Raw genomic sequence first — 6,357 nt, 5'->3', positions numbered from 1 at the left:
GGCGTCGGGGTGGGCGGCGTGACCCCACAGGGTGCGGCGGGACTGCCAGGCGATGGCGCCGGTCTCGTCGACGAGTTCGGTGGGCGCGCCGACGAGGTCGGTGACGATGGCGTAGAAGCGGCGGTCGATCTCGCCGCGCAGCGAGCTCTCGGTCTGGCCGACGGGGTGTTCGCCCTGGTAGTCCCAGGTGAGGGTGGCGAGCCTGCCGTGCGGGCCGCCGGTTGAGGTCTGTTCGACGAGGGTGGTGCCCGACCAGACGAAGTCGGTGCGTTCGACGACGCCGCCCTCGGCGTCGAGGCGTTCCTTGGCGATGCGGCGGCCGAGCGGGTCGTAGTGGTAGCGCCAGCGGGTGCCGTCGGGGGTGGTGACGGCGGTGAGGTGGTCCTCGGCGTCCCACTCGTAGCGCCAGTTCTCGGGCTTGCGGGAGAGCCGGGTGCGTTGGCGCAGGGTGACGCGTCCTGTGGCGTCGTACTCGTAGCGGACGGCGCCGGCGCGGGTGAGGCGGGTGCCGTCGAACGCGCGGGGGCCGATGGCGTCGGCGGCGACGGCGTCGGGCCAGGCGGCCTCGGTCTGCTGGCCCGCGGCGTCGTAGGCGTAGCTCTCGGTCCAGCCGGGGGCGGTGACGGCGGTGACGCGGCCGGCGGGGTCGAGCTGGTAGCTGGTGGCGCCGAGGTGGCTCTCGGCGACGGCGGTGAGGTAGTGGTCGGGCCGGTAGGCGAAGGCGCGCTGCCGCACCTGGTGGCCGGCGCCGGTGAGCAGCTGACTTGTGAGGCGGCCGGCCGGGTCCCAGGTCTGGGTGAGGGCGAACCGGTCGTCGAGGCGGCGTGCGGTCTCGCGGCCGAGCGGGTCGCGGTCGAAGGTGAGGGTGCGTCCCGCGGTGGTCAACGAGACGGCGTCGCCGGCCGTGTTGTAGCTCCAGGTGCTGGTGTGGCCGCTGGGAGTGGTGCGGGTGAGGACGCGGCCGAGTTCGTCGTGGGTCTGGTCGACGGTGAGGCCGTTGACGCCCTCGGAGGTGATCCGGCCGAGCCGGTCGTAGGCGATGACGACCTCGGCCCCGGGACAGGCGGCGCGGGTGAGGTGGCCGAGCGGGTCGTAGGCGTAGGTGGTCGCGGTGGACTCGGCGGTCTTGGTGGTGATGTGGCCGAGGACGTCGCGCTCGTAGGCGACGGTCTGGCCGAGGGCGTTGACGCGGGCGACGAGTTGCCCGGCGGCGTCGTGCCGGTAGGTGATGGTGCGGCCGTCGTAGTCGGTCTCCGCGACCAGCCGGCCGGCGTCGTCGTAGGTGTAGTCCCAGGTGAGGCCGTGCGGGCCGACGACCTGGGTGAGCCGGAGTTCGGTGTCGCGGTGGAAGGCGTAGCGGGCGCCGTCTGGGTCGACGCGGGCGCTCGGCAGGTCGAAGGCGCCGTACTCGTAGGCGGTGACGCCGCCGTTCTCGTCGGTGTGGGTGAGGCAGTTGCCCTCGCCGTCCCAGGTCCAGGTCTGCACGCCGCCGACCTGGTCGGTGTGGCGCAGCGGCTTGCCCTCGGTCGAGTAGCTGGTGGTGGCGGTGGCGCCGAGGGGGTCGGTGACCTGGATGGGCCGGCCGAACGCGTCGCGCCGGTAGTGGGTGGCCTCGCCCTGCGGGTCGGTGACGGCGACGGGCAGCCCCGCCGCGTCGCAGCGGACCCTGGTGGTGCGGCCCGACTGGTCGGTGACGGTGGCAAGGCCGCCGTGCTCGTCGTGGGTGTAGCGGATGCGGTTGCCGGCCGGGTCGAGGATGACGGTGCGGTTGCCCGCGGCGTCGTAGGCGTGGGCCCAGACGGAGCCATCGGGTTCGGTGATCTCGGTGGGCAGGCCGAGTTCGTTGTACTCGTAGCGGGTGGCCAGGCCGTCGGGGCGGATCACGGCCACGATCCGTCCGTCGTCGTCGAGTTGGCGGGTGGTGGTGCGGCCGAGCGGGTCGGTGGTGGCGACGGCGCGGTCGTAGCGGTCCCAGTCGTGGCGGGTGGTGTGGCCCAACGGATCCGTCTGGGCGACCAGTTGGTAACAGTCGTTGAACTGGTAGACGGTGGAGTGGCCGAGGGAGTCGACGGCGATGGTGCGGTGGGCGTCCGGCTGGTAGTGGTAGCGGTACTCCAGGGCGCGGTCGGTGCCGGTGGTGAAGACGCAGCGGCCCTCGTCGTCGTACTCGTAGGCGTACCAGTAGCCGTTGCGGTCCTCCCAGCGGGCCAGCCGGTGGTGGGCGTCGTAGGCGAACCGCAGTGGTTTTCCCGAGGAGTTGGTGATCTCGGCGAGCAGGCCGGCCGCGTCGTAGCCGTAGCGCAGCAGCGTCGGCTGGTCGGGGTCGTTGAGCAGCCGCAGCTCGGTGACGCGGCCGTTCTCGGTGGTGACGCCGAGGTGGTAGCCGCCGGAGTGGATGACGTCGGTGGGCGCGCCGTGCTCGTCGTGGTGGACGTCGATCCGGTTGGCGTTGCGGTCGCTGACGGCGGTCAGGGGCAGGGTGCTGCCGGGGCGGCCGGCGACGGGCGCGAAGTGCAGGGTGTGGCCGGTCTCCGGCTGGTGCACGGTGAGGGTGGTACCGGGGCTTCCGTCCCAGCTCAGCTCCCAGCGGGGGCCCTCGACCGGGAGCACCGGGGTGTCGGGCAGGGGCCTGGGGTAGAGCAGCGACATGCCGTCGGCGGCCAGCAGCCGGACGCCGTAGTCGTCGAGCACCAGACGCTGGTCGAGGGTGGAGGCCCAGGAGGCGCCGAACCAACCGCCGTCGCGGTACGAGGAGATGTGGTGCCGCTCGATGACCAGCGGCAGCACGCCCGGGAGTTCGACGTCGACGGCGGACATCAGCAGCTCGCCCGTCGCCATGTCGACGGGATCGCCGCAGGCGGTGCGGCCGTTCATCGGGATGCCCTCGCCCCGGGTGCGCCGGCCGAGGCCGAGGGCGCCCTGGCGCAGCCCGCGCAGGCCGGTGGAGCCCAGGGAGCGCATGCCTCGGGCGAGGCCGCCGAGGGTGGTGAGGCCCTTCATGCCGGGGATGCAGTCGAGGGCGGCGAAGGCGACGTCCCAGAGGGAGGCTCGGCCGTTGGCGTAGTCGTAGAGGGTGTCGGCGAGGACGACGAGGGCGGCGGCGAGGACGACCCAGGCGAGGGGTCCACCGATGATCATGACGACGATGCCAAGGACGGCGACGACGACCTTGCATATCTCGACGATGGTGTCCCAGTTCTCGGACACCCAGTGGATGGCGTCCTCCCACCAACGACGGTTCTGGATGCCGGCGTCAGAGGCCGCGTCGATCCCGTCCGCGCAGGTCCCGGCGGCCTCCTCCCGCATCTCCTTCGCCTGCCGCGCCAACTCCCGCGCGGCGGAGAGGGCCTCCTCGGCGGCGTCCACCCGGGACTGGGCGGAGGACGCGGCCTCGTTGGCGGCGGTCGCGTCCCGGGTCGCCGCCCGCACCTCGGCCTCGGAGGGCGGCTCGACGCCCTCCCGCTCGCCCTCCCGCTCCAGGCGGTCGGCCTCCTCGCCGGCGCGTGAGACCCAGTCCTGGGCGTCGGTGAGCGCCGCCTGGGCTGAGGAGAGGTCGGCCTGCGCGGCGATGGCGCGGTCCAGGGCACGGTCGGCCATGCCCTGCGCCGTCTCCAACGTCGGCCAGTACGTCTGCAACGCCTGGGCGGCCATGTCGTAGGAGGTCTGGAGCTTCTCCAGGTTGCCCGGCACCCCGTCGAACTCCGACCGGAACGCCTCGGCCGACAGGCCCGCCCAGTCGAGGACCGCCCGGTCCTCGGCCATGCCACGGATACGGCCCAACGCCTCGCCGACGTCGTCCGCGAAGGTCCCCAGCTGGTCGGCCAGCGCGCGGACCTCGTCCGGGTCGCCGGGAGTCGGGTCCGAGTCCATGTCGACCGGACTCCAGTCGGACGGCCGTGCCACCGCGAAAACACCCCCGGAACCGGACGAACCCCTGTCACGTACCAGGGTCGACCAGGTTATGCGGCAGTTCTGTCACAGCTCCTCGACAGCTTGGCCCCAGCGCCCGCGCCAGGCCGCCCCGAGTCGTGCGCGGTGGCCCGGGGGAGCGAGATCACGTCCGAACGGGTACGGTGTTAGGGCGGCGTAAAGGGACTGGCCACTGGTTCCCGGAGTGCCGAAGGTGTGCCGGGAAGTCTGGTCGGCGGGCTATGTCGTCGACCCGGAAGGGCCACCGTTCGTGCTGCCGTCCTTCAAGTCAAGCGCGGAAGAAACCCGCTACCGTCGCTCCGTCGCCGAGTTCCTGAGGCTCGAGGTCACCGGCGGTCTGGCGCTGATCATCGCCGCCGCCATCGCCCTGGCCCTCGCTAATTCACCGATCAGTGACGGCTACTTCTCGCTCCGTGACCATCACCTGGACATCCCGCCGCTCGGTCTCGAACTGTCCGTGGGGCACTGGGCCTCGGACGGGCTGCTCGCGGTGTTCTTCTTCATCGCCGGCATCGAGCTCAAGCGGGAGCTGGTCGTCGGCGAGCTGCGACGGCCGGCCGCCGCGCTGCTGCCCGTGGCGGCGGCGGTCGGCGGGATGGCGGTGCCGGCGCTGATCTACGTGGCGTTCGCCGCCGCCGGCGGGGGTGACCTGAACGGCTGGGCCGTGCCGATGGCCACGGACATCGCGTTCGCGCTCGGCGTGCTGGCCGTCGTCGGGCGGAACCTGCCGTCGGCGCTGCGGACGTTCCTGCTCACGCTGGCGATCGTGGACGACCTGATCGCCATCCTGGTGATCGCGGTCTTCTTCACCTCGACGCTGAACCTGTGGGCGCTGGCGGGGGCGCTGGCCGGCCTCGCCGTCTTCTACCTGCTGCACCGGCGGGACGTGCACGGCTGGTACGTCTACGTACCGCTCTCCGTGGTGATCTGGGTGCTGATGTTCAACAGCGGGGTGCACGCGACCATCGCCGGGGTGGCCATCGGGATGCTGCTGCGGGTGACGGCCGGCGAGCTCGAGAAGGAGTCGCCGGCGGAACGGGTCGAACACCTGGTCCACCCGATCTCGGCGGGCGTGTGCGTGCCGCTGTTCGCGCTGTTCGCGGCCGGCGTGCCGATCTCGGGCGGGGTGCTGGCCGACCTGGTGACCGAGCCCGAGTCGCTCGGTGTCGTCGCGGGCCTCTTCCTGGGCAAGACGATCGGTGTCTTCGGCGCGACGTATCTCACGGCTCGGTTCACGCGGGCGCGGCTGAACCCGGCGCTGGGCTGGGCCGACGTGGCCGGCGGCGCGATGCTGGCGGGCATCGGGTTCACGGTCTCGCTGCTGATCGCGGAGCTGGCCTTCGCCGACAAGCCGGGTCTCGCGGAGCACGTGAAGGCGGCCGTCCTCATCGGCTCGCTGATCTCGGCGCTCGTCGCCTCGGCGGTGCTGACGCTGCGCGGCCGTCGCCACCTGGCGGCGGCGAACGGCAACGGCAACGCGGCCGCCGCCTGACGGCGGCGGGCCGACGCGGCTGCCCATGGGTTTGCCGGCGGCCAGCCCGGTCGGATAGGACGTTTGCATGTTGAAGGGCAGAGAGGTCGGGCTCAGGGCTCGGCACGAGGAGGACATCCCGATCCTGCGGGCCGAGCTCTACGACGACGTGGTCAACGGCTCGCGGGCCGAGGGTCGGCCCTGGCGGCCGATCACGCCCGGCTCGAACGACTCGCGGCTCGTGGTGGACGACAAGGAGGAGGGGCACGTCCCGTTCTCCGTGGTGGAGCTGGACGGCGGCACGCTGATCGGCACCGCGACGCTGTGGGGCATCGACAACCACAGCCGGTCCGCGCACATCGGCCTCGGGCTGCTGCCGGCCTCCCGCGGCAAGGGCTACGGCACCGACGTGGTGGCGGTGCTGTGCTATTACGGCTTCTCCGTGCGCGGCCTGTATCGGCTGCAGATCGAGACGCTCTCGGACAACGCCGCGATGCTGACCGCCGCCGAGCGCAACGGCTTCGTCCGCGAGGGCGTGCTGCGCTCCTCGGCCTGGGTACTGGGCGAGTTCCTGGACGAGGTGCTGCTCGGCCTCCTCGCCGAGGAGTGGAAGCCGGACCCGAGGGACTAGGCCGCCGCCCGCCGGTCAACCGTAGGCCAAAGGGCCCCGGCGGAGAGCCGCCCTCCCGGCTCCGCTGGGCCCGGGCCGATATGCCATGCGACGGCGACGGCCACCGCACTGGCCCGGCCGGGAGCCGGGGGCGGCACGCCGCGTAGCCGCGGCAGCCCCCGGCGTTCCAGGCACCGCGCAGCGGGCCGCAGGCCCGCGGATCCGCGCGACCGCGTCCCACGATCGCGGATGGCCGGCCGCCCGGGCCGGCGCTGGCGCGCCTCCCCAGCGTGGCTCAGCGGTCGGGGGCGAGGAGCGTGCCGTCCTCGTCGGGGTGGTAGAGGAG

At 72.7% G+C, this 6,357-nt stretch carries 3 protein-coding genes; 2 read left to right on the top strand and 1 reads right to left on the bottom strand.

Annotation, left to right across the window (positions count from 1 at the left end; genetic code table 11):
* A partial coding sequence (locus tag E1265_RS31955; protein WP_132934456.1) for a DUF6531 domain-containing protein occupies window positions 1-3,870 on the bottom strand: 3,870 nt, incomplete at its 3' end.
* Window positions 3,871-4,180: 310 nt separating this feature from the next.
* Between E1265_RS31955 and nhaA the strand changes: the two genes are divergently transcribed.
* Together nhaA and E1265_RS31945 are read left to right on the top strand one after the other, a co-directional pair.
* Window positions 4,181-5,422 (top strand): Na+/H+ antiporter NhaA, encoded by a 1,242-nt coding sequence (nhaA, locus tag E1265_RS31950; RefSeq protein WP_132934457.1) that lies wholly within the window; start codon window positions 4,181-4,183, stop codon window positions 5,420-5,422.
* Window positions 5,423-5,489: 67 nt separating this feature from the next.
* On the top strand, window positions 5,490-6,032 hold the full coding sequence (locus tag E1265_RS31945; protein ID WP_132934455.1) for a GNAT family protein: 543 nt from the start codon (window positions 5,490-5,492) through the stop codon (window positions 6,030-6,032).
* Window positions 6,033-6,357 lie beyond the last annotated feature (325 nt).

This window comes from Streptomyces sp. 8K308 (assembly GCF_004348315.1).
In the GTDB taxonomy this organism is placed as follows: Bacteria; Actinomycetota; Actinomycetes; order Streptomycetales; family Streptomycetaceae; genus Streptomyces.
The sequence above is the reverse complement of the archived record's forward strand: the minus strand, read 5'-3'. Positions and strand labels throughout refer to the sequence as shown.